The following is a 26,869-nucleotide window of genomic DNA, read 5'->3' on the forward strand; positions in this document are numbered from 1 at the left end:
CACGCGCTTAACCTGTTGCCCGAAACACCCGAATCCCACAAGGCGTCCCACATGAACGACACACCCGACTCAGGTTATCAAGTTCTTGCGCGCAAATACCGCCCCGAGACCTTTGCCGACCTGGTCGGACAAGACGCCATGGTGCGCACCCTCAAAAACGCGTTTGCAGCGGATCGTATCGCGCAGGCATTTGTTATGACAGGGATTCGTGGAACCGGCAAAACCACAACCGCACGGATCATCGCCAAGGGCATGAACTGTATTGGTCCGGATGGCACCTCTGGGCCTACGACGGAACCATGCGGCGTGTGCGAACATTGCACGGCCATTATGGAAGGTCGTCACGTCGACGTGATGGAAATGGATGCGGCATCGCGCACAGGTGTTGGTGACATTCGCGAAATCATCGATTCGGTTCACTACCGTGCGGCCTCGGCGCGCTACAAAATCTATATCATCGACGAAGTTCACATGCTCTCGACAAGCGCGTTCAACGCGCTTCTGAAAACACTGGAAGAGCCCCCCGCGCACGTCAAATTCATCTTTGCCACCACTGAGATTCGAAAAGTTCCGGTCACGGTACTCTCGCGGTGCCAACGTTTTGATCTGCGCCGGATCGAACCCGAGGACATGATCGGCATGTTGCGCCGCATCGCCGACAGCGAAAAGTCCGAAATCGCAGACGACGCCCTCGCGCTGATCACTCGAGCGGCAGAAGGGTCCGCACGCGATGCGACGTCGCTGCTCGATCAGTCCATCTCGCACGGTGCGGGGGAAACAACCGCCGATCAGGTCCGCGCCATGCTTGGCTTGGCCGACCGTGGTCGCGTTCTTGATCTCTTTGACATGATCTTGCGCGGTGACGCGGGCGGTGCGCTGACCGAACTTTCCGCTCAGTATGCCGACGGTGCTGACCCGATGGCTGTGTTGCGGGATCTGGCGGAGATCACGCACTGGGTCAGCGTTGTCAAAATCACGCCCGAGGCCGCCGATGACCCAACCGTGTCACCAGATGAGCGCGCACGCGGCCAATCTATGGCCGAACAATTGCCTATGCGTGTGCTCACCCGCATGTGGCAAATGCTTCTCAAAGCTCTGGACGAGGTTGCTGGCGCGCCCAACGCTATGATGGCCGCTGAAATGGCTATCATCCGCCTGACCCACGTAGCTGATTTGCCCTCGCCCGAGGAGTTGGTGCGCAAGTTGCAGGACACGCCTCGCCCACCAGCCCCTTCGGGTGGTGGTATGGCACCTCAAGGAGCAAGCGGTGGTGGTGACGGCGCTATGGCACGCACGGGTGCGAGCCCCGCGCGAGGCGGATCCAGTGGTGCTGTCACCGCATTGGCGACTGATACAGAACAGGCGCTCGCCCGCTTTCCCACGTTTGAGCACGTGATCGAGCTGATCAGCAAGCGCCGGGATGGCGTCTTGCGCATTGATGTAGAGCGCTTTCTTCGTCTCGCTGCATACCGACCCGGCCGGATTGAATTCGAACCAGCCGAGAACGCCCCCCGTGACCTCGCCCAACGCCTTGGCAGCGCCCTACAGCGCTGGACGGGGAACCGCTGGGCCGTGATCGTGGTAAACGACGGTGGTGGAAAAACCATCGACGAAGTGCGCAACGCGGAAAAATACGCACGCGAAGCCGAAGCCAATGCGCACCCTATGGTCCAAGCCGTCTTAGACGCTTTCCCAAAGGCCCAGATCATAGAGATCAAGACCCAACAGGAAATCGTAGCCAAGGCAATGGCCGAAGCATTGCCTGAAGTCGAAGACGAATGGGACCCGTTCGAAGACGACTAGTCCCGATTGCGTAGAAAATGCGACACGCGCCGCAACCCTTCTTTTAGAACGTCAGGGCCATTGGCGAACCCAATGCGCACATAGCCTTCCATGTTCAAAGCCGCCCCCGGCGTGAACATGACACCGGTTTCTTTGAGCAAATCCACACAAAATTCTCGCGATGACATTGGTAATTCATACTTCAGCAATGCAGTCGTACCCGCCGAAGGTTTCACCCAGCTGATCAGCGGCTCACGCGCAACCCATTCCGAAAGCGCCGCCAGATTCTCCCGCGTGATTTCTCGACTGCGCTGCAAAACCCGCTCTGCATGCTCCAGCGCCATTGTCGCAAAGTGGTCATCGATCATCCCGACTGAAATTGTGTCATAATCCCGATGGATGGACACGGCCTCAATCACGGCCTTCGGCCCAGCAATCCACCCCAATCTCAAGCCAGCCAACGAAAATGCCTTGGATGTTGACGCTGTGCTAATCCCCTTTTCGTAGATATCCGCCATCGACGGGCCCGTGCCTGCCCCTTCTTGATTGGTGCCGCGATAGACCTCGTCACAAAGCACCCAAGCGTCGGCACCTCTGGCAATCTCTGCAATGCCCTCCAACATGTCGCGCCCCATCAGCGCACCGGTCGGATTGTTCGGGTTGTTGATCGCAATCAGCTTGGTCCCCTGCTGCACCAAAGCACGCAGCGCATCCAGGTCCGGCAACCAATTATCTTCTTCGCGCAAGCGCAACTGCTGCACATCCGCGCCGATGCTTTCCGGGATCGAAAAGTGTTGTTGATAGGTTGGTACCACGGCGACCACGCGATCTCCGCGCGAAACCAGTGTCTTGTGCACCAACATATTCGCACCGATTGTGCCATGTGTCACAATCACGTTTTCACGCGTCTGCTGCTCATACAGCGCACAAATGGCCGCGCGCAACCTGTCCGAACCTTCTATCGCGCCATAAGTTAGCTTCATCGACAACAGTTCACTCAATTCGTCCGAATTTCGCCCGGCCAGCGTAAGCAACTCAGCGATGGTCAGGCTCTCGACGCAGGTTTCCGCGAGGTTCAGTTCACAGCGGGTTTCCCATTCATTCATCCATATCTCAACACCAAAGGGTTCAATGTGCATCAGCTCGCATCCCGGTCTATCGAGGTCAAATTCTGCTTCCGACGGTAGGTTCAGCACCATCAATTGGCCACCCCCTTTCACCTTGCCGAGACCGCTCAGGCAGCTTATCTACTTTGCAACTCACGCAAATTCGATCAGGAGAACTCCCATGCTCAAAGGACTCGGCAATATTGGCGATATGGCCAAGATGATGAAGCAAGCTCAAGACATGCAGACCAAGATGACTGAGATGAAAGACGAGCTGCAAAACATCATGGTCACTGGCGAAAGTGGCGCCGGGCTGGTCAAGGCGACGGCTTCTGCTAAAGGTGAGCTCAAGGCACTCGATATCGATCCTTCGATCTTCAACGGCGACGACAAGGAAGTGGTCGAAGACCTGATCCTCGCAGCCATCAAAGACGCCCAGACAAAGGCCGCAGACCGGTCACAGGAAGAATTGAACAAGATTGCCGAGAGCCTCGGCCTTCCCAAGGACATCCAGCTGCCATTCTGATCTTGCGCATTGGTTTTCCCACCTCCCTTTTCGGTGCCAGCGTAGCTGATATGCTGGTCGAGCCGGCACTTTTGCATCCGCCGAGGCTAGCTACAGTTTGGAAAACCGTTCATGAGCGACAATGACATAGATGCGCTGATCGATCTGATGGCGCGCCTGCCGGGTCTCGGCCCGCGTTCGGCGCGCCGCGCGGTGCTGCATCTGATCCGCAAGCGCGCGCTTTTGCTGACCCCATTGGCGGATGTCATGCAGCAGGTTGCGATCACTGCCCGCGAGTGCCTCAATTGTGGGAACGTGGGCACCACCGAAATTTGCGACATCTGTGCATCTGAAAAACGCGCGACTGGCGAACTTTGTGTGGTCGAAGATGTCTCCGACCTCTGGGCGATGGAACGCGCTGGGGTGTTTGCCGGGCGTTACCACGTATTGGGCGGCACATTGTCGGCCTTGGATGGTGTTGGCCCAGAAGATCTCTCAATTCCACGTCTGGTGGACCGCGTCGCTAGTGAGGCGATTTCAGAAGTCATTCTCGCGTTGAACGCAACCGTCGATGGGCAGACAACAGCGCATTACATTGCCGACCAGCTCGAAGGGCAGGTCAAGTTGAGCTCGCTGGCGCAGGGCGTCCCGGTTGGTGGCGAGCTGGATTATCTGGACGAAGGCACGATCAGTGCCGCACTCAACGCACGCAAACAGCTTTAGCTCGTAGACAGGCAAGCTCCCGCCGCTTTTTCGCGCAGCAAGCTGCATTCAAAAGCGTTGGGCGTGGCTCAGCTTGCGCTGAGCCTGTTGGCGCCTGTATCTGAGCATGAACAAAATCAGACCGTGTGCGAACCGTTAAGGCTTCTCACAATAGAAAAAGGGCCGCGCTCTTGTGAGGCGGCCCGATACAATTTCCCAAAAATCGAAAGTTCAGCGAGGTTGCTCCTCTTCGTCGTCGCCACCTGGCAGATTGAAGAAGCTGTCCGCGTCTGAGTAATCGCTATTGTCTTTTTCGTCTTCATCATTCGACAGGCTGAACGTCTCCAAACCTTCAATGGCCGACGGGATCTTGGGTTCAGCATCCATTTCCAGCGATTGCTCGGTCGAGACCAGCTTGCGGCGTTCGTCATCGTTCATGACCTCGCCTTCTGCGGCCAGCTTCGCAGCGGCTTTCTGAACTGCAGCGTCAAGCTCTGACTGCTTGCACAGGCCCAACGCAACCGGATCAATCGGTTGAATATTTCCGATGTTCCAATGTGTCCGTTCACGGATCGCCTGAATCGTTGGTTTGGTTGTCCCAACTAGTTTTCCGACTTGACCATCGCTCAGTTCAGGGTGGAACTTGACCAACCACAAGATCGATGCGGGGCGATCCTGACGTTTGGACAATGGCGTATAACGTGGCCCGCGACGTTTTTCTTCGCCTTGCGCGGCAGCATTGAACTTGACCTTGATCTTGTACAATGGATTGGATTGCGCGTTATTGATTTCTTCCTGCGTCAGCTGATTATTTGCAACCGGATCAAACCCTTTAACGCCAGTCGCTACATCGCCATCGGCGATGCCCTGAATCTCAAGCTCATGCATACCCACCAGATCGGCGATTTGCTTGAAGCTGATCGTCGTGTTGTCCACTAGCCAAACGGCGGTCGCTTTTGGGTGCAGCAGTTTTGACATTTGCAGGTCTCCTTAACACATATCCTCCCCGTTGCCTGGCGGTGCAGGCTGTCCGGGACTTGGTCCGGGACGGTTTCCGTTGTCGGGGAACTTCGCGCCTATATAGTAGCATCTGTTGGATAAGGGAAGAGCGAATGCGCGCTACAATATTGCTGCTTATCGCACTGCTGATGGGCACAAACACCCATGCGGATGGCGAAAAGGCCGGAGAGTTCGATTACTATGTCCTGGCGCTCAGCTGGTCGCCAAACTGGTGCACAATTGAAGGGGACCAAAAGGGCTCTCCTCAGTGTGCCGAGGATCAGGGGCATGGCTGGGTCATGCACGGTCTGTGGCCACAATATCATCGTGGCTGGCCGTCTTATTGCCGCACCAATCACCGAAACCCGCCGCGCAGCCTGACCAATCAAATGTCTGATATCATGGGTACTTCTGGACTGGCCTGGTACCAATGGAAAAAACACGGGCGCTGCTCCGGGCTCTCGGCTGATGACTATTTCGCCACCGCACGGCGCGCCTATGAAAGCATCATGCGCCCCGACGTTCTGCGCCGATTGACCACCACCATCACCGTGCCAGCCTCTGTTATCGAGCAGGCGTTTCTCAAGGAAAACCCTAAACTTGAACCGGATATGCTCACTATTACATGCCGCAACGACTACATTCAGGAGGCCCGAGTGTGTTTGTCAAAATATCTGGCACCTGTACCTTGCGGACGAGATGTGATCCACGACTGCAACCTGCGGGACGCTATTCTTGAACCGATCCGCTAGAGTTCGTTGATCCGCAACTGGCCCGACCTCGCTTCGCCACATTTTCGTTCAGAAAAATCTGCGCTCTCTGGTGACCAATTCACCGCTTTGACCACACTCCGGCTATGGCGCATGTAGAACGGAACATAGCCTTGAAAACTGTTCTGCCCGTCTGACACTTTCATCTCGCCACAATACACGCGATCCCCGTTGCTCAAATCTGCAACAAACATGTTGCGGAATTGCGCACCACCCGGTCGCCCGGTGCGTTCCGCCATAGTATTCTTTGCCCAAAACAACTCTCCCGGCTCAACAGTTACCGGTGTTGCCGAGACCGTCGACATGCCGTTTGAACACGCAACAAGTGCGACCACGCCTGCCAAAACATAGACCTTTTGCATATGCAAGCACCTCACGACCATTCCAGATCGGCACACACAAACATTAAAGTTTGGCAAGAAAACGGCTTGCTTGCTGAAAACCTCTGCGAAATTCCAACAGGGCCGGAGACCTATGTAACGTGGCGTTACGTCCAAAAAAAACCCGGTGCGTGTGCACCGGGCTTCCTTAATCTTGGTTTGAGCAGGTCTTAGTGAAGCTTGGCTTCAACTTCAGAAATGCCCGCATCAATCAGCTTGTTGGCCTCTGCCGCTGTCATCTGCTTTGCAACCACATCGCGTGCGGCACCAATGGCAACTACAATCGCCTGATCCCGTACTTCCTTGACAGCGCCCGCTTCGGCAGAGGCAATTTGATCCTCAGCCGCAGCCAAACGGCGCGCAATAGAGGCTTTCAAATCTTCCTTGGCCTGATCAGCAGCAGCAGAAGCTTCGGCTTTGGCATGCTCAACAATGCGATCCGCCTGTTCCTGAACTTCTTTTTGCTTGCGCTCATAAGTTGCCAAAACAGTCTGCGCCTCTTCGCGCAACGAACGAGCCTCGTCCAGATCAGACTGAATTCCTTCTGCCCGCTTGTCCAACATGCCAGCCAGCAGGCTGGGCACCTTGAAATAGAACAGGACAGCAATGAATAGCAAAAACGCCAGCGTGACGATAAAGTCAGTGTTGCCCAGCGAGAAGAAGGGTCCGCTGGCGGCAAACGCGGGGCTTGCTACGAGCAGGGCGGCAAGTGTCGTTAGTTTACGCATCAGCTTACCCTTTCATCCGGGCATCAACTGCCTCAGTCACGTCCGCGTCCTCAGCCGCGCCGCCCAGGGCAGCGACCAGTTCAACAGCGGTGGCGTTGGCCACGTCCTTGATACCTTCCAGCGCACCGGCACGGATTTCGGCAATAGCCTTTTCCGATTCAGCGGCCTTGGCGGCGATTTCAGCGTCGGCCTTGTCGGTCGCGGTGTCCAGTTCCGCCTGGATTTCGGCTTTGGCCTCAGCAACGATGCGCTGCGCCTCGGCACGGGCATCCGCCAGCGCCTTGTTGTAAGCCTCTTCCGCTTCCACAGCCTTTGCCTTCAGCTCTTCAGCTGCGGCAATGTCATTCGTAATTGTCCCCTGGCGCTCGGCCAGAACCGCAGCAATCCGCGGTAGCGCGATGCGCGACAGGACGAAGTAGATCGCCAGCAGGGTCAGCACCAGCCAGAAAATCTGGTTACCCCAGTTCGAAAAATCGAGCTGTGGCATGCCGGGTGCAGAGGCTGCCTCTGCGGCGTGTGTTTCGGTCGCCATAACGTCCTCCTGGGAACTTCCGTAAAAACACGGGTGGGGCGTTAGACGCGCCCACCCGTACGTAAGGATGGTTCCGTTCGGATTAGACGGCGAACATCAGCAGCAGCGCAACCAGGAACGAGAAGATGCCCAGTGCTTCTGCGAATGCAATACCGATGAACAATGTGGCTGTCTGCGAAGCAGCCGCCGAAGGGTTGCGCAGTGCGCCTGCAAGGTAGTTGCCTGCAACGTTACCAACACCGATAGCGGCTGCGCCGGAACCGATTGCTGCGAGACCTGCGCCGATGTGTGCGAGTTGACCTTCCATGAGTGTATCTCCTTACGATTGGAAGTTAATAGGTAGTGTGAGGGTTCAGACCTTAGTGCGAAGGATGCAGCGCATCTTTCAGATAAACACAGGTCAGAATGGTAAAGACGTAGGCCTGAATAAAGGACACCAGAACCTCAAGACCGTACATCGCAGTGATGGCCACCACGGAAACAGGGCTAACCACTGCAATCGCGGCAAAGCCTGCAAACACTTTGATCACCGCGTGACCCGCCATAACGTTACCAGCAAGACGAATGCTGTGGCTGACAGGGCGTACGAAATAAGAGATCACCTCAATGATCGCCAGAATGGGGCGCAAAGCCAAAGGCGCGCTTGATACCCAAAACAGACCAAGAAATGCCGCGCCGTTTTTGACAAAACCAACGATTGTGACCGTCAGGAACACGAGCATCGCCAGAACCACAGTCACCGCAAAATGCGAAGTGGGCGTGAACGACATCGGGATCAAGCCGAGGAAGTTTGCAAACACGATGAACATGAACAACGTCATGATATAAGGAAAGAATTTGACCGCATCTTTGCCGGCCACATCTTCGACCATTTTATATACGAAACCATACGCCAACTCACCAATCGACTGGCTGCGACTTGGAACAATCGCGCGGCTACGTGTGCCGATCACCATCATTGCGATCACGGCAACAACAGCCAGCGCCATCCACAATGTCGCGTTGGTTGGGGTGTACCAGCTGATCGTATCGCCACCAAACAGTGGCTTAATGATGAACTGATCCATCGGGTGGAATACCAGACCGCCCTCTTCGGCGCCGTGTGCTTCGCTTGCCACGTTCAATCCCTCTCGTCTTTCTCTGGCCCTGCAGCCATTTGTTCCGCCTGGATCTCCTTGGCGCTGCGCAGCATCGTCTTGATACCGGCCGCGAGACCCAACAATGTAAACAGCACCATGAAAATGGGCAGGGTCCCAAAGAGGATATCCAGCCCGTATCCGATGCCAAAGCCGATCCCAAGACCGGCCACCAATTCAATCACCATGCGCCATGCCTGATTGGCCGCCGAATAGTGCTCGTCTGCGCGGGGCTTTGGGTCCTGGGCCCTTCGGGCCGCCTCGATCCGCTCCTCAAGACGCTTCATGCTGTCCTTTTGGTCCGGGTCGGTCACGCGCAAATTTCCCCTCGCTGACGTTGGCGCATTGCTACGGCGCGGCGCGCTCCGAGTCAATGCGCTTCAGGCGGCAGCTCGTCGCACCCTAAGCATCTGTTTTTTATCAAACTTCAACAGTAATGAAACTCCATCTCACCGCCCTGCACATGCCAAACGACCCTGTTTCGTCGGATTTCTTATATTCAACCTTTCGGTTGATCTTGCCAGCTTTCCCCTCCGAGCTCTCCGCGAAACTCCGCTGTCACATCCAGGAGCCAATTGCGGAACTGTTTCACCGCAGACCGCCGGATTCCCCGACTGCCATGCACCAGATAAAACGCGCCATCCCAGATTCCGATATCAAAACACCGGACAAGCCGCCCGCGTTCCCGATCAAACGAAACACATTCCGAAGACCCCAAATAGACGCCCAGCCCATTTAGCCCCGCCTCGTAAGCAAGAGGTGATTTCAATCTCCACCCGCCATCCGTGAGCCCCGCGGCCTGCACCCCAGCGGCGGCAAACCACTGGATCCAGATATTATTGCCCCGATCGCGAAACCGAGGCACCGTCAACAGGTCCGCAGGCTCGCGAATATGCCTGTCCATGTATTCTGAGGTGGCATGTGGGTAAATTGGTGTGGCTGTCAGCAACTCACAAGGCACGTCCAGACCGCCTGATTGCGTGAAGCGTACCGCCAGGTCCGCCTCATAGCGTTCGACATCTGCCAACAAGGGCGACGCCTCCAGTCGCACCTCTATATCCGGGTATGCCTCCTGAAACTTAGCCAACCTTGGCAGGATGAAGCGCTCCGCGAACAATGGCTCACTGTTCACCGTTACCACCCCGCGCGGCGTTTGTGCCAAATCTTCGGTCGCCTCTGCGATCATGTCCAGCGCCGGCAACACCCGTGCCAGATATCCGCGCCCCTCCGGCGTCAGTTCAACGCCACGTGGTAAGTCCCGAAACAACTTAACCCCCAGCCGCGCCTCAAGGCCGCGCACATGGCGGCTGACCGCCGAATGCGCCACGTTCAGCTCTTCTGCCGCCCGGCTAAAGCTCTCATGCCGCCCCGCCACCTCAAAGGCACGCAGGGCATTTAAGGGAGGTAGATTTCTCGCCATGCTCCATTTGTGCCTTTTAGGCACGTAACTTGTCAATATTTGCTGTTTGTGGCCAATTCACGTCTCTGAAATAGTCAGGTCACACAGAATTTTACGGAGGTCGGCCATGCCTGACACACTCACCGCGCCTCGGCGCGCCCGGTACAGTTTTGCTCAAATTCTGCCAAGGCCAACCCAATCCCTCAGGTTGATCTGGCAATTTTTCACGAGTCGCCTGACCGATCCAAGACAGTTCTACCCTCACCTCTCCGACCGACAGGCCCGCGATGTGGGTCTTTCTTCCGCTGATCTTGAAGTGCGCCGTCTGCGTCTGCCATCCCGGCACACCCACCACCCCAGACTCTGAGCCCTCTTCCCCCCGCGCGCGGACCCGGTTACACATTGCGCCATGGCCCAGTCCCTCGATATCGTCTTTGCCGCGCTTGCCGACCCCACCCGCAGGGAAATTCTGGCCATGCTCCTCGAAGACGACATGGCGGTGACCGATGTGGCCGAACCTTTTGACATCTCGCTGGCGGCCATTTCAAAGCATCTCGTCATCCTGACACGGGCCGGGCTGATCTCTCAGGAGAAACGCGGGCGGGTGAAATGGTGCAAACTGGAACCGGATGCCATGCGGGTGGCCTCCGTCTGGATGCAGGGTTTTGGACAGTTCGAACCGGTCAACCTCGACGCCTTTGAACGTTTTCTCAAAACCGAGCTGCCCGAGGCCCCGCAGCGCTAAGCTCGCCAGGGCGCTGCGGGTCGAGTGGGCGTGCATCGCCTGAGTGGGCAACTTAGTGCTCATCCCGCAACAACAGCAACAACGCAACAATCGTTAGCGCAACACCCCCCAAAACCAACACATTTGGCACGCCATTGCCCAATGCAATTTCCCAAACCGCGACCCAGCTGGGCACCAAATAAGTATACGCCATCACTTTTGCACTAGGCAGCCTCAACGCGGCGGATTGCAACAAAACAAATGACCCGGCGGTGGCAAACACCGCCACATACACTAGGGCAATCCACACAATCGACGGCAGCGCGACCCAGTCCACCGCGCGCAAATCGCTCCATGCATAGCCAGTCAACAACACAAACCCTGCTATCAACGTGCCCAGTGTAAACACCAATGGCGTCTCGCCCCGGTTCAGTTTTCGCACCATCGGCGTATACAGCGCATGTGCGATACAGCCGAAAAAATAGTAAATCTCACCTTGGCCAACGCGGAACTGCAAAAAGGCCTCAAAGTCCGCGCGAAAAATCACCCACAACGCGCCAATTGCACCAATCGCCAATGCCAACCACATGCGCCGCGTGGTAATCTGGCGCAGCAGCGCAAAGCCAAACCCGGCCGACATCAATGGTGTCAAGGTAAATACTGCGGCCGTACTGACCGGCGCGGCCGTCTTGAGCCCCTCAAACATCAGCACAAAATACGTCGCAAACAGCCCACCCAGAATCAAATAACGCCACGGCGCCGTCAATGTACTGCGCGGCACACCTTTGCCAAACCAGGCAGCAAACCCGATAAGGACGGCAGCCAAAAGAAACCGCACCGCATTAAACGCCGCCGGATCAATTTCATTTGCCGAAAGTGAACCCAGCGAAAACGATCCCGCCACCAGCGCCGAAAACGCCAACATCGCCAGATGGCCACGTGATGTTTCAGTCATATGCCCGGCCAATCTTTCGCTTTTTTCCTTAGAAACTTGAGAAACGCCTGCACCTTGGCTGTGCGATGCAAATCAACATGGGTCACAATACGCATACGCGCCGCCCATTCGTCGCGAGGTTCAAGAACCATCTGCAAATCTGAGTCGTTTTCTGCCGTGTGAAGCGCAACAAAACCCAACCCAATACCGCCTCTGATGGCAGACAAGATCGCCCGATCTGACGTCGAACGAAAAACTACTCGCTCGCGCGGAACGCGCTCGCCAAGCCATTTATTAAATGGCGCGCGATTGTTTTCATCGTCATGTCCGACGAACCGGTGGTTCTCCAAATCATCTTCGCTCTTGGGACCGCCATTTTGATCCAGATATGCCTTGCTTCCAAACAGCCCGATCTTTAGCACCGCAAGATCCTGCTCCACATTGTCAGGCATTTCTGTGTGGCGGCCCGCGCGGATTGCGACATGGGCCTCGCCATACTCAAGGCGAAACACACGATCATCCGTCAAAAAACGTACCATTAGATCCGGATGTAGCTGCTGAAACTCAGCCAGAACCGGCGTGATAATATTGGCAAATCCTCCCAGCGACGTAATTACAAGCTCGCCAGAGACATCAGCCCCCCGCCCCTTGATGCGCCCCTCTAACTGCCCAAACTGATCATCCGTTGCCTGTGCAACCCGCATCAGGTCCTGCCCTGCTTCGGTGGCCGTATACCCACGCGCGTGACGCTGAAACAGTTTCACACCCAACCGCGCCTCAAGCGCATCAATATGCCGGATCACAGTCGCATGATGCACGCCCAGTATATCCGCAGCACCACTCACCGTCCCCATCCGCGCCACCTGAAACGCGGTGCGCACTTCGTCCCAATCTTCCATGACGTCCCCTCATGTGCATTTTCCAACACAATATGCGCGATTATCTCAATTGTGTGTGAATTTGCAATGCCCCATCTGTGTTTCAGACAACAACTCAAAAAAGGACAAAAGACCATGACCACCGTTCTTCACATCGACGCATCTGCTCGCTTTGCCGATAGCGCATCTCGTCAGGCCTCAGCCAAAATTGTGGCCGATCAAAACGCAGACACCGTCATTCGCCGCGATCTGACATCGGGCCTTCCCTTTTTAGACGAAACTTTCGTCGCAGCCACTTTCACTCCCCCAGAAAGCCGCACCGACGATCAAAACGCATCGCTCGCAATGTCGGACACATTGGTTGGCGAATTACAAGCCGCCGACACAATTGTCATCGGCACGGCCATGTATAATTTTGGTCTGCCCGCCGTACTCAAAGCATGGATCGACCAGATCGCCCGCGCCGGCGTGACATTTACCTATACGGAAAACGGCCCCAAAGGCCTCCTGACCGGCAAAAAGGCGATTGTGACAATTGCATCCGGGGGCACACAGCTCGGGTCCGATATGGATTTCGCCTCAAACTACATCCGCTTTGTTCTGGGGTTTGTCGGCATTACCGACGTGACCATCCCGGACAAAGACGGTAATTCAGTCGAAACGCTGGCCGCATAATCACAAATTCGGAGAGAGATCATGCAGAAATACCTGCTCATCGTTGTCAAGGCCCTGCTCACACTGGCCTTCGCCGCAGCTGGTTTCTTCAAATTGACCGGCCACGAAATGATGGTCGCCGCGTTCGAGGGCGTCGGTGTGGGCCAATGGTTCCGCTATGTCACCGGCCTGATCGAAGTCGGCGCGGCCATCGCCCTTTGGGTTCCCGGCAAACAGTTCTTTGCCGCTGGCACGCTGGTCGTCACCATGGTTGGCGCGATTCTCACCCATATCGTGCTGATTGGTGGCTCATTTCTTCCAGCACTCGTCCTCGGTTTACTCGCAGCCTACACGCTCTATTCGTACCGAGATCAAAGCCCGATGGCTTAAGAAAAAAGGGCGCCTCCCAACCTAGGCGCCCTTTTCGTCAAACTTTATACGCATAGTCCGCATCCGGGTCGCGTTCGATATCCGGCGGGAAATTGGCGTGTTTGTCGGCATAGTATTGCGCCCGCTGATCACCTTCTGACAGTCGACCATATGTCAGGTACATCGCCCGCCGCGCTGCATCACTGCGATTGGGGGCTGAGCGGTGCGGCGCAAAACTGTCAAAAAACAGCGCGTCCCCCGGTTGGCAAAAGCAAGTCTCCCATTTGCCACCCGCCACATTTTCGTCAGACAAAGGGGCCCACATCTCGCCCAGCAGTCCCTTGTCATGAAAACCAGCCATTACCTCTAGTGCGCCGTTCGCTTCAGTTTGCGCGTCCACTGCGACCAGCACAGAAATATGCAAGGATCCATAGCGATCCCAGCCCGCCTGCATGTCCTGATGCGCTTCAAATCCGCTTGCGCCGGGTTTCTTAAAGTTGATCTTGTCCTTGAACAAAACCGCCTCTTCGTCGAACAGCTGCCCACAGGCACCCAACAGGCGATCATCCGCCATGATCTGTGCCATCCCAGCATGATGCGGCTCAAAATTCTCGATCCGGTTCAGCAATCGCCCGCCATCTTCAAGCGCCTCGAAATACTTCCAGATATCTCCGGCTCGGTCGGCTCGATCTTCCATCTCCTGCACCCAGGCAGTGACTTCGTCCATTTCTCTTGGCGAAAACACGCTCGGAACGTGAACAAACCCAGTCTGGCGAAACGCCTCAACCTGGTGTGAACTCAAGTATCCCTGCAAACTCAATCTCCTCGCATTCGCGTCGTCAGCTTTCACCGATCCACTCAGGTGTCACGCCAATCCGCTCAAAAAACACCAACATATCTTCGCGCTTCATCGCAACAGTGCGATCATTGACCAGCGGATGCATATAGACTCGATCCGCGTTGTCAAATGCGCTGTCCATAAAGAACCGAACACCCTTGCTCGAACCGTTGATCATCGCCAAGGGCGTCACCGCGCCAGGTCGGACGCCAAGATGCTCAAACAAGCGATCCGCAGACCCAAAGCTGAGATTTCCAATCCCCAACTGCGTTCCCAACGCCTTGAGATCAATTTCGCGATCCTGCTCCAGCGTGACCAGATAGTTGCGCTTCTTTTTGTCGCGCAGATACAAATTCTTGACCCTCAGCGCCTTTTCCCCCGGCACAAACATCATCGTTTCGACCGACTTGGCATCTTCAACCGTGCGCAAGGGCACGTGGTCATACAACTCATACCGCAGCCCCCATTCGTCCAACCGGGCAAGCAGCGTGTCGGAACTGATTGGTAGGCTTTCCTGTCTGTCTACTGATGCATCCATATCTGCTCTCCATTGGCTAGGCGGTTCACTTCTGCCCCCTTGTTCAATTCGCTGCAAGACCGCCTGATACAAAACGCTACCCGCGCTTCAAGACCGCTGTTAGGGTCGCATTTATGTCAAACACTTCCCTGTCTCAGCCTCTCACGCTGCCTTGTGGCGTCACGCTTTCTAATCGCCTCAGCAAAAGTGCTATGACAGAGGCGATGGCCAACAAGCATGACGCCCCGACAGAAAAGCACATCAACCTTTACCGCCGATGGGCAAAAGGTGGCCTTGCGGTGCAGGTGACAGGCAATGTGATGATCGATCGTCGATTTCTTGAGCGCCCGGGTAACGTGGTTGTCGAAGATGAACGCGACATCACCGCCCTTTCAAAATGGGCTGAGGCCGCAAAATCCGAACGCACGCAGGCTTGGGTCCAAATCAGCCACCCCGGCAGACAATGCCCGATGGTGGTGAACGCCCGCCCGCTGTCACCATCTAACGAAAAGCTCAAAATGCTTGGTTTGTTCGGCAAACCGCGTGCAATGCGTGACACCGATATAAACGATGCGATCCGGCGATACGCGGAAACCGCGCGTATTCTGCAAAAGGCCGGGTTTGATGGCGTGCAAATCCACGGCGCGCATGGTTATCTCATCAGCCAGTTTCTCTCTCCCATCACCAATCATCGTACGGATTACTGGGGCGGCTCTCTTGAAAACCGAGCGCGTTTTCTGCGCCGCGTCGTTGCGGCGGTTCGTAGAGCCGTCGGGCCTTCATTTCCCGTAGGTGTCAAATTGAATTCTGCTGACTTCCAAAAGGGCGGTTTCACGTTGGAAGACTGCAAACAAGTTGCTCGCTGGCTCCAGGAAGACAGCATCGATCTGCTGGAAATATCTGGCGGCACTTACGAGGAAATGAGCTTTGCAACCGCCACCCCGGATGCCCCCCAACGCGACAGCACCAAAGCACGCGAAGCGTTCTTTCTCGACTACGCCCGCGAGATTCGCGCAGAAGTGACAATCCCAATCATGGTCACTGGCGGCTTTCGCAGCCGCGCCGCGATGCAACAAGCACTGATAGAAGACGGTATCGACATGATCGGCCTCGCCCGCCCCCTCTGCGTGCATCCTGATGGCGCCGCTGACCTTATTAACGGCGGAACCGACCGTATTGGTATATCAGAAGACGGACTGACACTCGGCACGGGAACATGGGGTGTGAACGCTCAAAACTGGCTGATCAACCTCACCAATACCGTTGCGCGCGTTGAATATTACGTCTGGCAAATGGATCGCATGGCCGCCGCCCGCGAACCCTCTAAGCGGGAAACCAAAAATGCGCTCGGGCTGATGCTGGGGTATTTGGGCAAAAGCATGTTTCGCGCAATGATCCGCAAGCCGTTTGCAAGGCGCTCAAAGACCAACACCGCTTGACTCCAAGCCCCATTGGGTCTATCCGCCCCTCACATTCCGGAAGTCCGTCAAGCTTCCGGTCCCATGGCCTTTGGCCGGGATCGACCCCCGTTAGCGAGTTTCGCCCACGGGGGACATTGGCGTTTGGGCGGTCCGCTCATATGTTTGGGCCAGATATGTAACGGGCGATAAAGGAGCCGGTAGCGATGTTTGAAAATCTTAGCGAACGCCTCTCTGGGGTCTTTGACCGCCTGACCAAGCAAGGCGCGCTCTCAGAAGACGATGTAAAAACAGCCCTGCGCGAAGTGCGCGTTGCCCTGCTCGAGGCCGATGTCTCGCTGCCAGTTGCCCGAGACTTTGTCAAAGCGGTTCAGGAAAAAGCAACCGGTCAGGCCGTGACCAAATCGGTTACTCCCGGTCAGCAGGTCGTCAAGATTGTCCATGACGAGCTGCAAAACGTTCTGGAAGGCGACAACGAAGAACCCGGCGAACTCAGAATCGACAACGCTCCTGCGCCGATCCTGATGGTTGGCCTTCAGGGCTCTGGTAAAACCACAACCACCGGTAAGCTCGCCAAGCGCCTGACCGAGAAGAACGGCAAACGTGTGCTGATGGCCTCGCTCGACATCTACCGCCCCGCCGCGATGCAACAGCTCGCCGTGCTCGGGACCCAGATCGGAGTCGATACGCTGCCCATCGTGGCGGGTGAAAGCGCGGTGCAGATCGCCAAGCGCGCCAAGCAACAGGCCACACTAGGCGGTTATGACGTCTATATGCTCGACACCGCCGGTCGCCTTCAGATCGACGAAACCCTCATGCAAGAGGTCGAAGATGTGCGCGACGCGGTCAACCCGCGCGAAACACTGCTGGTTGTTGACGGCCTGACCGGTCAGGTTGCGGTCGAAGTGGCCGAAGAATTTGACGGCAAAATTGGCATTTCAGGTGTGGTCCTCACCCGGATGGATGGCGACGGGCGGGGTGGTGCCGCCCTGTCGATGCGCGCCGTCACCGGCAAACCAATCAAATTTGTCGGCCTTGGCGAAAAGATGGACGCGCTCGAAACCTTTGAGCCAGACCGGATCGCGGGCCGCATCCTTGGCATGGGCGATATTGTCGCGCTTGTTGAAAAGGCTCAGGAAACCATCGAGGCCGAACAGGCCGAACGCATGATGAAGCGCTTTATCAAAGGCCGCTTCAACATGAACGACATGAAGATGCAGCTTGAACAGATGCAGAAAATGGGCGGCATGGAAGGCGTGATGGGCATGATGCCCGGTATGGCCAAGATGGCCAAAGGCGTTCAAGACGCGGGCTTTGACGACAAGATGATCGTCCGCCAGATCGCCATGATCCAATCCATGACAAAGAAAGAACGCGCCAACCCGCAGCTACTCCAGGCATCGCGCAAAAAACGTATCGCCAAAGGCTCCGGGATGGAGGTTTCCGACCTTAACAAACTTCTGAAAATGCAGCGCCAGATGTCTGACATGATGAAGAAAATGGGCAAGATGGGCAAAGGCGGTATGTTGAAACAGGCGCTTGGCGGGATGTTCGGCAAAGGTGGCCCCTCGCCCGAAGAAATGGCCGCGGGTATGGACCCAAAAGAGCTGCAAAAGGCGGCCAAGGCCATGGGCATGAAGGGCGGTCTTCCCGGAGGAAATCTCCCTGGCGGACTCTCCGGTATGGGCGGCGGTGCAGCTTTGCCTCCCGGCCTCAGCGGATTTGGAAAGAAAAAGTAAGTGACCCTTGCCTCGGTCATATCCACGCAGCGTCTCACGCTGCGCAGGCCCGATCCTTCGGACCTCCCTGTGCTCACGGCCTTCTACATGGGCCCGCGCAGTGAGTTTGTTGGCGGCCCTTATACCGAGAACCAGTGTTTCGAAAAACTAGCCGTGTTGCTTGGCCATTGGTTGATCCGTGGCTTTGGCCGTTACGTCATCCAACTGGGCGACAAACCCATCGGCCATGTCGGCCCACTCTGCATTGATGCTACCAAAGCCCCAGAGCTTACATGGACGCTGTGGGATGGCACCCAAGAAGGCAATGGATACGCCACCGAAGCCGCCCTTGCGATGCGCGACCACCTACTGAAAGACCAAAACTGGCCGCTTTTGGAAATCCTCGTCCAGCCTGCCAATTTCGCCTCTGTGCGCGTAGCCGAGAAACTTGGCGCGGCACTCACGGAAAAACCGGCGCCCGATTGGTATTCCGGCTGCTTGACCTATGATTTGACCACGGCCTGTTTTGCGGGAGCTTCCGCATGACCGTCCAGACCCTGACCACCGATCGCCTGATCCTGCGCAAGCCTGACGCGCGTGATACGGACGCCGCCGTGACCTTCTTTCAGTCTGAGCGAGCGTGCTATGTCGGCGGGCCGTTTTCGTTGGGCGGGGCGTGGCGTCACTTCGCGTCTGAAATTGGCCATTGGGACATTCGCGGCTACGGGCTTTGGGCTGTTGTCCGCAAATCTACACCTGACGCCACCGCCATTGGCCTCGTTGGAGCATGGTATCCAGCTGACTGGCCTGAGTTTGAAATCGGTTGGTTGATCTTTGATGCGGCCAATCAGGGTCAGGGCTTCGCTTTTGAAGCTGCGCGCGCCGCACTAGGTCACGCGTTTACAGACCTGCGGCAACCCACTGTTGTCAGCTATATCGACGCGGAAAACACAGCGTCCATCGCATTGGCGGAACGCTTGGGGGCAACACTGGATGCCACTGCACGTCAACCCAAGCCAGAAAAGCCGTGCCTAATTTATCGCCACCCGGTCCCCGCTACTGATGTGAGGACCACGGCATGACCGCGCCCACCCTTACCACATCGCGCCTGACCTTGCGTCACCATCGCCTCGAGGATTTCGAGCCGATGACCAAGCATTTTGCATCTGACTGGGCGAAATATATGGGCGGGCCCATTTCTGATGACGAACTCTGGCGCTGGCTTGGTGCCGAAGTGGTCTCTTGGGATTGGCTTGGCTTTGGCAGCTGGGCGGTTGACCTTACTGCGACGGGCGCGCTGATCGGACAGGTTGGCATCAACAAACCCCCAAGGTTCCCGGAAATCGAGCTAGGCTGGTGCGTATTCCCTGAGGCCCAGCAAAAAGGCTACGCATTTGAAGCCGCAACCGCCGTGCGCGACTGGGCTTTTGATGTCGCGGGGCATTCTACGCTTGTCAGCTATATCGACGCCGACAATGCCGCGTCCATCGCACTTGCCGAGCGCCTTGGCGCGCTCCGCGACGACATTGCCGAGCGCCCCGAGCCTGATGACCTCGTCTATCGCCATATAGCAGGCGATCGCGACGGCGGGATGGAGGCCTACGCATGAGCACGACCTTCGCCATCCCCACGCTCGAAACCGATCGCCTGATCCTACGCGCACATTGCGAAGATGACATCGCGACCGAAAAAGATTTCTTTGCGAGCGACGCTTCTAAGTTTGTTGGCGGCCCGTTGCCCCCGCACCGCGCATGGCGATCGATAGCCATGGTGATTGGTCACTGGGCTCTGCGCGGCTTTGGATTCTGGGCGTTGGAAGAAAAAGCGACCGGCACCTACATGGGCCGCGTTGGCCTGTGGTTCCCTGATGGCTGGTTCGAACGCGAAATCGGCTGGACCCTCATGCCACACGCCACCGGCAAAGGCTATGCCACAGAGGCTGGTTTTGCCGCTCGCGCTCACGCCTATGAAACGCTTGGCTGGGACACGGCAGTCTCTCAGATTGACCCAATGAATGACGCGTCCAAGGCTGTCGCGAGGCGCCTCGGCGCGATATTCGAACAGCATTTTGAAGACCCAGAATATGGTACCATCGAAATCTGGCGCCACCCAGGCCCAGACGCGCGCAACTCGTCGACGGGAAAGGGTGTATAATGGCAACGCACAACATCCCTCAGCTCGAAACGCGCCGTTTGATACTACGCGGCCCTGAGCCTGAGGATTACCCGAACTTCAAAGCTACATTCGCATCCTATCGTTCGCGCTTTATGGGCGGGCCGTTGAGCCCTTATGAATCCTGGATGCTCTATGCCGCCGAAATCGGCCATTGGAACATTCGCGGCTATGGCATGTGGATGATCCACGATAAGGCAACAGACGAAACCTATGGCATGGCTGGCGGCTGGATGCCCGCCGGTTGGCCAGAGCGGGAAATCGCCTGGATTATCTGGCCCGAAATGGCCGGACACGGCTATGCTCTCGAGGCCACTCACGCCGCGCGCACATATTTTTACACCCAATTGGGCTGGGACGGTGCCGTATCCTATCTCGACCCGAAAAACCTCGATTCAATCCGCCTTGCTGAACGCCTTGGTGCCGACAAAGACAAATCCGCAGCCTCAGTGGATGGAAATGATGTGGTTTATCGCCACCCAAGCGCCGCACAGCTGGCCAACAGTCAGATCAACGACGGCATTGAGATGGAAATCAGCCACTACGCCGACCCGATGTTCAAACCGAAAGGATACGCCCTTGACTGATGCCGTGACCCGCGCCGCTGAGGTGCTGAAAGACCATCGCGACAGCATCGACAGACTCGATGCCATCCTTGTCTACACCTTAGGCGAGCGGTTTAAACACACGCAGGCTGTCGGGAAACTGAAAGCTGAACACGACCTTCCCCCGTCCGATCCAAATCGTGAAGCGAAACAGATCGCGCGGTTAGAAGATCTGGCAAAACGGGCCGATCTCGACCCGGAATTCGCCAAGAAGTTCCTGAACTTCGTCATCGCTGAAGTCATTCAGCATCATAAGAAACACCAATCATGACAATCCCGTAAGTCGGACAAAAATGTCCGACCTACGAAACGCCATTCAAAGGAGAAACCCCATGGCTATGAAAATTCGTCTCGCGCGCGGCGGCTCGAAAAAACGTCCCTTCTATCGTGTTGTTGCTGCCGACAGCCGCATGCCACGCGATGGCCGTTTCATCGAGAAGCTGGGCACCTACAATCCACTTCTGCCGAAAGACAGCGAAGAGCGTGTGAAACTCGACATGGAACGCGTTCAGTACTGGCTCGATCAGGGCGCACAGCCAACCGACCGTGTTGCACGCTTCCTCGAAGCTTCCGGCACGATCGCCAAGCAAGAACGCGCCAACCCTAAAAAGGGTGAGCCCGGTCAAAAAGCCAAAGACCGCGCCGAAGAAAAAGCCGCCAAAGCAGCTGAAGCTGCCGAAGCTCCGGCAGAAGACTAAGTCAGGGCACGCCCGGAATGACCGAGTTCACACAGACATTCCGGGACGATCTGACCCGACTGATGCAGTGGCGGCGGGACGTGCGCCGCTTCCGCACAGATCCTGTGGACGAGGCAGTGTTGTCACACTGCCTCTCTGCATTTCAACTGGCCCCATCTGTCGGCCTGTCTGAGCCTTGGCGCATCATTCGCGTCACTTCAGACGCCGCACGTATTGCGGCCGAAGATAACTATCGCGCCGCAAACGCCCGCGCCCTTGAGGGTTATGAAGGCAATCGCGCGGCCACTTATGCCTCGCTTAAGCTATCTGGAATGACTGAGGCACCTGTTCATCTCGCAATCTATTGCGATGATGCCACGCAACAAGGCCACGGCCTTGGCGCCGCAACCATGCCTATCACCCGTCGGTACTCAGTCGTTGGGGCCATTACACATTTCTGGCTTGCCGCGCGCACACTTGGCCTTGGCGTTGGCTGGGTGTCGATCCTTGATCCCGACCAACTTGACCGAGATCTCGACATTCCGTCCGACTGGACCCTCGTGGCCTATCTGTGCATCGGTTGGCCCCAAGCGCAATCAGACACACCAGAATTGATGCAAAAGGGCTGGGAACAACGGGCAAAAACGCTCTCGATTCTCTCTCGCTAACCTGCCAGCGCACTTCAATCGCTGATTTTCCACCTCTCCCCTTGCACCCGAACCGTCGATTTAGGACAAACAGGTATCCTCGGATCACGGCAGTCGAAAGCGAACCATGTCTCAAAATCCATCGGAATCCACGACGTCAGAAATGATCTGCGTTGGTGCCATCGGCGGCGCGTATGGCGTGCGCGGAGAAGTGCGCCTCAAGAGTTTCACAGCCGAGGCCGAAGCCATCGCTGAGTATGCCCCGCTCACAACAGGTGACGGCGCAATGGAATTCGACATGACCCTAACTAGGATTATAAAAAACGGTCTGGCCGCACGCTTATCTGGAGTATCCACAAAAGAACAAGCCGACGCCCTCAAGGGGGTAAAACTCTTCGTACCCCGTGATCGTCTCCCAGAGCTTCCCGATGATGAATATTACTACAGCGATCTCGTCGGGCTTGAGGTGCGTGACACAGGCGGAACCGTACTGGGCACGGTCAAATCAGTGCAGAATCACGGCGCGACAGACTTGCTGGAAATCCAAAGCCCCGGCTTGAGCACCACGGTTCTATTGCCATTCACACATGCAGTGGTTCCAACCGTCGATATGAGCACCGGACGCATCGTCGCTGACCCACCGGAGGGCCTGTTCTGATCATGGCGCACGCGCCCTTCAGCTCCTTCTGGATCCGCTCGATCACAGCTCAACATTGCACCGGTCTGAAACCCGATGTCGCAGCCATAGTGTTACACCTTCATGATCACAGCTCTGGCGCATATAATGCTCAAGAAATGAAAACCTTACGCACTGCCGCACGTCGAACCACTAATCAATCCGAGACCGCCTGATCCATGAAACGTATTCTGATACACGCAGGCTTTCATAAAACAGGCACCTCAAGCGTGCAGCAAACGTTGATGCACAATTCCAATTGTTTGCGGCGCAACCTTCAAGTTTTCACCCGCAAACACATGATTGAGCTGTGCGAAGCTGCGCGGGCTTACTCTGTCTCGCGGGAAATGAGCGACCTGCTGGCATTCAGCGCTGAATTTGCTGCGCTAGTTGAGCAAATCGACCCAACTGAGCGGCGCCCTGTGATCATTAGTTCCGAAGACCTTTCAGGCTGTATGCCCGGACGGCGTGGCCTAACTGATTACAGGGCCGCCCCAATTTTAATGAAGGCGATGAGCGAGACTGCAGCGCGGGCTTTCAACGCCGAATATAAGCTAACCTACTATTTTTCGACGCGCCAATCCGACGAATGGCTGCGGTCTTGTTACGCGCAACATCTGCGCGCAACACGCATGTCCGCGACGCTTTCGGAGTATTGCGAAAAGTATCGGTCATCGGCGGATCTTGATCGCATCGTTGACGGGGTCCGTCTGGCAGTTGGTGCATCATCTGTAGTCGCAACACCACTCGAAAGCCTCTCGAAACGCCGCCTAGGCCCTCTGGGTGGGCTTTTTGATGCGCTCGAAGTACCAAGCAAAATTCGATCACGCGTCAAGGCGTTGCCGCCGTCAAATGTCTCTTTGCCACAAGAACTATTAGACGAATTCTTGCTGGCAAACCGTTCCGACCTTGATGATGACACGGTCAAAAAAGCCAAATTCGAAGCGCGCCAAATCTGGCTGACCGGCTCGCCATGATGCCACACCCAAAGACCGCGCTCTAATCAGGAATGCCAAGTTGACCGACACTCCAAAATCTCACGGGCGCAAGTCCATCACTGCATCATTGAAGCCGCGAGAGCTGATGACACAGAACCCGCGCCTAGCAGGGGTTTGGACGGCACGTATCATTTCGCTCTTTCCCGATGCATTCCCCGGTGTGCTTGGCGAAAGCCTGACCGGCAAAGCGCTCAAGGACGGAAAATGGCAGCTTGAAACAACTGACTTGCGCCATTTTGGCGTTGGCAAACATCGCAATGTCGATGACACACCGGCCGGCGGTGGTGCTGGAATGGTACTGCGCCCCGACGTGCTGGGAAACGCGATTGAACATGCGATGCGTGGCGCGCGCGGCACGTGGCCGCTTGTTTACCTCTCGCCGCGAGGACGTCGATTTGACCAGAATATGGCCCGCGCCTGGAGCGCTGCTGATGGTGTCACCATGCTCTGCGGTCGTTTCGAAGGGGTCGACCAGCGCGTACTGGATCATTACGGCATAATGGAAGTGTCTTTGGGTGATTTTGTCCTGACAGGTGGCGAAATCGCGGCGCAGGCAATGATCGACGCGACCGTGCGACTTTTGCCATCCGTACTAGGAAACGCCGCTAGCATCGAGGACGAAAGTCACTCAAAAGGTCTTTTGGAGCATCCGCAATACACCCGACCCGCCGAATGGAACGGTCGCACTATACCAGATGTCCTGATGTCCGGCCACCACGGCAATGTTGAAAAATGGCGCCATGACATGGCCCGCGCCCTCACCCGCGACCGGCGCCCCGACATGTGGTCGACCTATGAGGCAAAGCAAAAGAAGAGGTGAAAGCGGTTCAACAATTGACAAGCCACACGCAACCTGTCGAAATATTTTTTGTACAATTTGATGGCTACATGTTCGGAAATTCACAGTGTTTTACGGAAATTTCAGTGACGGCAGAGGTGAAAAATTTCAGGCGGCCTTAAAGACACTGCGCGAAGTGTTTGGTTCAGTCTATGCTTCTGACAACCTCATCGGCTTACAACGTGCTGGCGGTTTTCGCGAAGACGCCCGCTTCGTTGATGCTCTGAAACGCAACGCCGAAACAGAGCAGGAACTCTCCATAGCATGGCGCCTTCATACGCTTTTGTGGGCGGCGCAGAATGCGCTTAATCACCCCGGAGATTTCGTGGAATGCGGCGTTTGGAAGGGGTTTTGCTTTGCGTTTTTGACCGATTACCTCGACTTTTCAAAGATCGACAAAACGCTTTATCTTTATGATACTTTTCTGGGTATTCCCGAGGAAATGAACTCGGAAATTCGCTCAAACGAGGTATATGCAAAAGAAACAGCCAGTGACCAAGATGCTATCTTGAACATCGTAAAAAAACGCTTCGAAAATGTGCCCAACACACGCATTGTACCCGGCAAGGTCCCTGACAGCTTTGCAGATGCATGCCCCGAAATGATCTCGCTCCTTCATATCGATATGAATTCGGCTGCATCGGAAATTGCTGCACTTGAGGCATTGTTTGACAAGGTTGTGCCCGGGGCCATGATCCTGTTTGATGACTATGGCTGGACCGGCTATGCCGCGCAGCGCCACGCCGAAAACGCCTTCATGGCAGCACGTGGACATCAGATACTCGAACTGCCCACCGGTCAGGGCCTCGTGATCAAACACTAAGTTTCTGATTCTAGACTAAGCCGGTCACAAAGCGTCCTCTCCAAGGCCATTCACTCCTTGTGCCTGCAACAGCGCGACCAGCGCGCTTGTGCTTATGTCTTGCACGTCGATCTCTTCGGCAAAGGCCATCGCCGCAGCGGTCCCCACTGCTTGCCCCATTGCCATGCATTGCGGCATCCCTCGGACCGAGGCAAACGCCTCTGGATCCGCGCAGATGATCCGACCCGCAAACATCAAATTTTCGACCTCGCGCGGCACCAGCGAACGGAACGGTATGCGATAATAATCCCCCTGTCCAACAATCGCGTCATGGGTCATTTCTTCGCCACGCATCACGTCATCAATCGGATTGTCACAGCACACAATCCCATCGGCAAATTTTCTTCCTGCCCTCAAATCGTCACCCGTTACCTGATAAACACCTTCCAACTTGCGCGTCTCACGTACACCGACCGTAGGTCCCAGATACACCATTCGCGCCGCCTCAAACCCCGGCACGTCAGCGCGCAGAAACGCAGCCAGTTCCATGCAACGTCTCCGCCCTTCTTGCGTGGCCGCCGCCACGGCCCGAGAGTCAGTCCCGTCGACATTGCGGATCACCACGGAATTGCAAAACACCGTGTCCTTATGGAACCCGCGCATAAGATAAAGCTGGGCCAGATCAGGATGTAACCGCCCCTCATCAATCCCTTTGGCTGCAAACCGCGTGAAATACGGATCGTCTTCCGCAAACACTTGCTCCCATTCGGCTCCGACCATCTGAAAACTCAAAGTTACGCCCATCACGTTTCCTTCGGCGTCTCCCACCGAATAAGGCACGCCCGCCTTGGCGGAAATGTCGCCATCACCGGAACAATCGAGCACAAACTTTGCCTCAATTTGATGACGGCCATGCCGGTCAAATACGTCAACGGCGATAATCCTGTTGCCTTGCATAACCGGCGCCACAGCCGTGGTGTTCACATGCACCCGAACCCCGGCTTCTTCGAGCATCTGAAACATTGCGACCGTGGCCAAGTCGTGATCGTATTGAATTTCCGGCCCAAAATTTGCCAGCGTGCAGGGGCGTTTTTCTGCGGCAGGAGGGTCCATCGCGCCTAAACGCTCCGTCAATTCCTCCATCAGTCCGCCAATGATCGCGTCATTGGGATAGGCTGCCCCCCACGGCATACCAGGACAAAACGCCATCACGCCGCCAACCTTGGCGGATCCTTCTACCAGAATGACATCAAGCCCCAACCGACCAGCCGCCACCGCCGCACCGAACCCAGCTGTACCGCCCCCGATCACGACCACATCCGCCGCCCAAACCTCAGACATTCACGCCTCCCATAGCTTGGGGTT

Annotated in this window: 35 protein-coding genes; 21 read left to right on the forward strand and 14 right to left on the reverse strand. The window is 56.2% G+C overall.

All coding sequences use genetic code 11. From position 1 onward, the window contains the following. Window positions 1-51 precede the first annotated feature (51 nt). Window positions 52-1,803, forward strand: a complete 1,752-nt coding sequence (locus CLV88_RS03420) for a DNA polymerase III subunit gamma/tau (RefSeq protein ID WP_106606930.1) — start codon at window positions 52-54, stop codon at window positions 1,801-1,803. Here the strand turns inward: CLV88_RS03420 and CLV88_RS03425 are convergent. Continuing rightward, a complete protein-coding gene (locus CLV88_RS03425; RefSeq protein WP_106607091.1) occupies window positions 1,800-2,921 on the reverse strand; it encodes an aminotransferase in 1,122 nt (373 codons plus the stop codon). The two genes, CLV88_RS03420 and CLV88_RS03425, sit on opposite strands and share 4 nt — an antisense overlap. Before the next feature lie 148 nt (window positions 2,922-3,069). On the opposite strand from CLV88_RS03425, the gene CLV88_RS03430 reads away from it, so the two are divergent. Continuing rightward, window positions 3,070-3,414: a YbaB/EbfC family nucleoid-associated protein gene (locus tag CLV88_RS03430; protein WP_106606931.1), complete on the forward strand. Its 345-nt coding sequence runs from the start codon at window positions 3,070-3,072 to the stop codon at window positions 3,412-3,414. Window positions 3,415-3,525: 111 nt separating this feature from the next. Then, window positions 3,526-4,116: a recombination mediator RecR gene (recR, locus tag CLV88_RS03435; RefSeq protein ID WP_106606932.1), complete on the forward strand. Its 591-nt coding sequence runs from the start codon at window positions 3,526-3,528 to the stop codon at window positions 4,114-4,116. Window positions 4,117-4,326: 210 nt separating this feature from the next. Here recR and CLV88_RS03440 read toward each other — a convergent pair whose 3' ends face one another. After that, window positions 4,327-5,073 (reverse strand): DUF1013 domain-containing protein, encoded by a 747-nt coding sequence (locus CLV88_RS03440; RefSeq protein ID WP_106606933.1) that lies wholly within the window; start codon window positions 5,071-5,073, stop codon window positions 4,327-4,329. Between the two features lie 134 nt (window positions 5,074-5,207). On the opposite strand from CLV88_RS03440, the gene CLV88_RS03445 reads away from it, so the two are divergent. Then, a complete protein-coding gene (locus CLV88_RS03445; RefSeq protein WP_106606934.1) occupies window positions 5,208-5,846 on the forward strand; it encodes a ribonuclease T2 family protein in 639 nt (212 codons plus the stop codon). Here CLV88_RS03445 and CLV88_RS03450 read toward each other — a convergent pair. The 7 genes from CLV88_RS03450 to CLV88_RS03480 all read right to left on the reverse strand — a co-directional run bounded on the left by CLV88_RS03450 (window position 5,843) and on the right by CLV88_RS03480 (window position 10,060). Next, complete coding sequence (locus tag CLV88_RS03450) at window positions 5,843-6,226, reverse strand: hypothetical protein (RefSeq protein ID WP_106606935.1); 384 nt, start codon at window positions 6,224-6,226, stop codon at window positions 5,843-5,845. The genes CLV88_RS03445 and CLV88_RS03450 overlap by 4 nt on opposite strands. A gap of 188 nt (window positions 6,227-6,414) precedes the next feature. Next, on the reverse strand, window positions 6,415-6,972 hold the full coding sequence (locus tag CLV88_RS03455; protein ID WP_106606936.1) for a F0F1 ATP synthase subunit B: 558 nt from the start codon (window positions 6,970-6,972) through the stop codon (window positions 6,415-6,417). 4 nt (window positions 6,973-6,976) lie between these two features. Further along, window positions 6,977-7,504, reverse strand: coding sequence for a F0F1 ATP synthase subunit B' (locus CLV88_RS03460; RefSeq protein WP_106606937.1), 528 nt, complete (start codon window positions 7,502-7,504; stop codon window positions 6,977-6,979). 82 nt (window positions 7,505-7,586) lie between these two features. Beyond that, window positions 7,587-7,811, reverse strand: a complete 225-nt coding sequence (locus CLV88_RS03465; RefSeq protein WP_022572950.1) for a F0F1 ATP synthase subunit C — start codon at window positions 7,809-7,811, stop codon at window positions 7,587-7,589. A gap of 52 nt (window positions 7,812-7,863) precedes the next feature. Beyond that, complete coding sequence (locus CLV88_RS03470) at window positions 7,864-8,622, reverse strand: F0F1 ATP synthase subunit A (protein ID WP_106607092.1); 759 nt, start codon at window positions 8,620-8,622, stop codon at window positions 7,864-7,866. A gap of 2 nt (window positions 8,623-8,624) precedes the next feature. After that, on the reverse strand, window positions 8,625-8,954 hold the full coding sequence (locus tag CLV88_RS03475; RefSeq protein ID WP_106606938.1) for an AtpZ/AtpI family protein: 330 nt from the start codon (window positions 8,952-8,954) through the stop codon (window positions 8,625-8,627). Window positions 8,955-9,139: 185 nt separating this feature from the next. Beyond that, on the reverse strand, window positions 9,140-10,060 hold the full coding sequence (locus CLV88_RS03480; protein ID WP_106606939.1) for a LysR family transcriptional regulator: 921 nt from the start codon (window positions 10,058-10,060) through the stop codon (window positions 9,140-9,142). Between the two features lie 388 nt (window positions 10,061-10,448). Here CLV88_RS03480 and CLV88_RS03485 point away from each other — a divergent pair, with 388 nt between their 5' ends. Then, entirely contained in the window at window positions 10,449-10,784 is a 336-nt protein-coding gene (locus CLV88_RS03485; protein ID WP_106606940.1) for an ArsR/SmtB family transcription factor, read from the forward strand. A 52-nt stretch (window positions 10,785-10,836) separates the two neighbouring features. Here CLV88_RS03485 and CLV88_RS03490 read toward each other — a convergent pair whose 3' ends face one another. Together CLV88_RS03490 and CLV88_RS03495 are read right to left on the reverse strand one after the other, a co-directional pair. After that, entirely contained in the window at window positions 10,837-11,718 is an 882-nt protein-coding gene (locus tag CLV88_RS03490) for a DMT family transporter (RefSeq protein ID WP_106606941.1), read from the reverse strand. Further along, entirely contained in the window at window positions 11,715-12,596 is an 882-nt protein-coding gene (locus CLV88_RS03495) for a LysR family transcriptional regulator (protein WP_106606942.1), read from the reverse strand. The genes CLV88_RS03490 and CLV88_RS03495 overlap by 4 nt, the downstream gene beginning before the upstream one ends. 114 nt (window positions 12,597-12,710) lie before the next feature. Here CLV88_RS03495 and CLV88_RS03500 point away from each other — a divergent pair, with 114 nt between their 5' ends. Both CLV88_RS03500 and CLV88_RS03505 read left to right on the forward strand, forming a co-directional pair. Further along, a complete protein-coding gene (locus CLV88_RS03500) occupies window positions 12,711-13,250 on the forward strand; it encodes an FMN-dependent NADH-azoreductase (RefSeq protein ID WP_106606943.1) in 540 nt (179 codons plus the stop codon). 21 nt (window positions 13,251-13,271) lie between these two features. Next, window positions 13,272-13,619 carry a DoxX family protein gene (locus tag CLV88_RS03505; RefSeq protein WP_106606944.1) on the forward strand — a complete coding sequence of 116 codons (348 nt, stop codon included), beginning with the start codon at window positions 13,272-13,274 and terminating at the stop codon, window positions 13,617-13,619. Window positions 13,620-13,656: 37 nt separating this feature from the next. On the opposite strand, the gene CLV88_RS03510 is transcribed toward CLV88_RS03505, so the two are convergent. Together CLV88_RS03510 and CLV88_RS03515 are read right to left on the reverse strand one after the other, a co-directional pair. Beyond that, window positions 13,657-14,448, reverse strand: a complete 792-nt coding sequence (locus CLV88_RS03510; protein WP_279338342.1) for a phytanoyl-CoA dioxygenase family protein — start codon at window positions 14,446-14,448, stop codon at window positions 13,657-13,659. Further along, window positions 14,438-14,974 carry a prolyl-tRNA synthetase associated domain-containing protein gene (locus tag CLV88_RS03515; RefSeq protein WP_106606946.1) on the reverse strand — a complete coding sequence of 179 codons (537 nt, stop codon included), beginning with the start codon at window positions 14,972-14,974 and terminating at the stop codon, window positions 14,438-14,440. Before CLV88_RS03515 ends, CLV88_RS03510 begins: the two co-directional genes overlap by 11 nt. Before the next feature lie 113 nt (window positions 14,975-15,087). On the opposite strand from CLV88_RS03515, the gene CLV88_RS03520 reads away from it, so the two are divergent. From CLV88_RS03520 to CLV88_RS03585, 14 genes are all read left to right on the forward strand, one after another. Continuing rightward, window positions 15,088-16,392 carry an NADH:flavin oxidoreductase/NADH oxidase family protein gene (locus tag CLV88_RS03520; protein ID WP_106606947.1) on the forward strand — a complete coding sequence of 435 codons (1,305 nt, stop codon included), beginning with the start codon at window positions 15,088-15,090 and terminating at the stop codon, window positions 16,390-16,392. 185 nt (window positions 16,393-16,577) lie between these two features. Beyond that, the gene (gene ffh, locus CLV88_RS03525; RefSeq protein WP_106606948.1) at window positions 16,578-18,110 is read left to right on the forward strand and encodes a signal recognition particle protein; all 1,533 of its coding nucleotides are present in this window, start codon (window positions 16,578-16,580) and stop codon (window positions 18,108-18,110) included. Beyond that, window positions 18,111-18,635: a GNAT family N-acetyltransferase gene (locus CLV88_RS03530; RefSeq protein WP_106606949.1), complete on the forward strand. Its 525-nt coding sequence runs from the start codon at window positions 18,111-18,113 to the stop codon at window positions 18,633-18,635. Then, a complete protein-coding gene (locus CLV88_RS03535) occupies window positions 18,632-19,171 on the forward strand; it encodes a GNAT family N-acetyltransferase (RefSeq protein WP_106606950.1) in 540 nt (179 codons plus the stop codon). The genes CLV88_RS03530 and CLV88_RS03535 overlap by 4 nt, the downstream gene beginning before the upstream one ends. After that, window positions 19,168-19,698, forward strand: a complete 531-nt coding sequence (locus CLV88_RS03540) for a GNAT family N-acetyltransferase (protein ID WP_106606951.1) — start codon at window positions 19,168-19,170, stop codon at window positions 19,696-19,698. The genes CLV88_RS03535 and CLV88_RS03540 overlap by 4 nt, the downstream gene beginning before the upstream one ends. Further along, window positions 19,695-20,243 (forward strand): GNAT family N-acetyltransferase, encoded by a 549-nt coding sequence (locus CLV88_RS03545; RefSeq protein WP_106606952.1) that lies wholly within the window; start codon window positions 19,695-19,697, stop codon window positions 20,241-20,243. Before CLV88_RS03540 ends, CLV88_RS03545 begins: the two co-directional genes overlap by 4 nt. Next, window positions 20,243-20,848, forward strand: coding sequence for a GNAT family N-acetyltransferase (locus tag CLV88_RS03550; RefSeq protein WP_106606953.1), 606 nt, complete (start codon window positions 20,243-20,245; stop codon window positions 20,846-20,848). The genes CLV88_RS03545 and CLV88_RS03550 overlap by 1 nt, the downstream gene beginning before the upstream one ends. After that, window positions 20,841-21,137 carry a chorismate mutase gene (locus CLV88_RS03555; RefSeq protein ID WP_106606954.1) on the forward strand — a complete coding sequence of 99 codons (297 nt, stop codon included), beginning with the start codon at window positions 20,841-20,843 and terminating at the stop codon, window positions 21,135-21,137. The genes CLV88_RS03550 and CLV88_RS03555 overlap by 8 nt, the downstream gene beginning before the upstream one ends. A 61-nt stretch (window positions 21,138-21,198) precedes the next feature. After that, window positions 21,199-21,564, forward strand: a complete 366-nt coding sequence (gene rpsP / locus CLV88_RS03560) for a 30S ribosomal protein S16 (protein WP_106606955.1) — start codon at window positions 21,199-21,201, stop codon at window positions 21,562-21,564. Between the two features lie 17 nt (window positions 21,565-21,581). Further along, complete coding sequence (gene bluB / locus CLV88_RS03565; protein WP_106606956.1) at window positions 21,582-22,211, forward strand: 5,6-dimethylbenzimidazole synthase; 630 nt, start codon at window positions 21,582-21,584, stop codon at window positions 22,209-22,211. 106 nt (window positions 22,212-22,317) lie between these two features. Then, entirely contained in the window at window positions 22,318-22,848 is a 531-nt protein-coding gene (rimM, locus tag CLV88_RS03570) for a ribosome maturation factor RimM (RefSeq protein WP_106606957.1), read from the forward strand. Window positions 22,849-23,111: 263 nt separating this feature from the next. After that, window positions 23,112-23,843, forward strand: a complete 732-nt coding sequence (locus tag CLV88_RS03575; RefSeq protein WP_165798793.1) for a hypothetical protein — start codon at window positions 23,112-23,114, stop codon at window positions 23,841-23,843. A gap of 40 nt (window positions 23,844-23,883) precedes the next feature. Continuing rightward, entirely contained in the window at window positions 23,884-24,684 is an 801-nt protein-coding gene (gene trmD / locus CLV88_RS03580; RefSeq protein ID WP_106606959.1) for a tRNA (guanosine(37)-N1)-methyltransferase TrmD, read from the forward strand. Between the two features lie 85 nt (window positions 24,685-24,769). Then, a complete protein-coding gene (locus CLV88_RS03585; protein WP_106606960.1) occupies window positions 24,770-25,525 on the forward strand; it encodes a TylF/MycF/NovP-related O-methyltransferase in 756 nt (251 codons plus the stop codon). A gap of 24 nt (window positions 25,526-25,549) precedes the next feature. Here the strand turns inward: CLV88_RS03585 and CLV88_RS03590 are convergent, their stop codons facing one another. Beyond that, complete coding sequence (locus CLV88_RS03590; protein ID WP_106606961.1) at window positions 25,550-26,845, reverse strand: FAD-dependent oxidoreductase; 1,296 nt, start codon at window positions 26,843-26,845, stop codon at window positions 25,550-25,552. Between the last annotated feature and the right edge of the window lie 24 nt (window positions 26,846-26,869).

Source organism: Shimia abyssi, assembly GCF_003014475.1.
GTDB lineage: Bacteria > Pseudomonadota > Alphaproteobacteria > Rhodobacterales > Rhodobacteraceae > Shimia > Shimia abyssi.